The sequence below is a fragment of the Neisseria sp. P0001.S005 genome, assembly GCF_051963715.1.
Genome location: NZ_JBQCTZ010000718.1, coordinates 1 through 386, shown reverse-complemented (window position 1 = coordinate 386; position 386 = coordinate 1). Strand labels below are relative to the sequence as shown.

The following is a 386-nucleotide window of genomic DNA, read 5'->3' as shown; positions in this document are numbered from 1 at the left end:
TTTTGCATGGCTTTGGCTTCGATTTGGCGGATGCGTTCGGCAGATACGCCGTATTCGGCAGCCAATTCGTGCAGGGTCAAACCGCCATCGTCTTGCAACCAGCGGCTTTCAACGATGCGGCGGCTGCGGTCGTCCAATTGCGCCAAGGCATTTTGCAGACCTTCGGTTTGCAGGGCGTAGTGGGCCTGTTTGGACAACTGACGGCTAGGCTCTGCATCGTGGTCGGCCAACCAGTCGATAGGGGCGAAGTTGTCCTCATCATCGTTGTTTTCTGCCATGATACCGATATCGTGACCGGTCATGCGTTGTTCCATTTCCAAGACTTCGGACAATTTGACGCCCAAATCGTCGGCGATTTCTTGCGCTTCTTTTGGAGACAAGGCATT

At 54.1% G+C, this 386-nt stretch carries 1 protein-coding gene; it reads right to left on the bottom strand.

From position 1 onward, the window contains the following. A partial coding sequence (locus ACTHSP_RS22545) for a sigma factor-like helix-turn-helix DNA-binding protein (RefSeq protein WP_440347076.1) occupies positions 1–386 on the bottom strand: 386 nt, incomplete at both ends.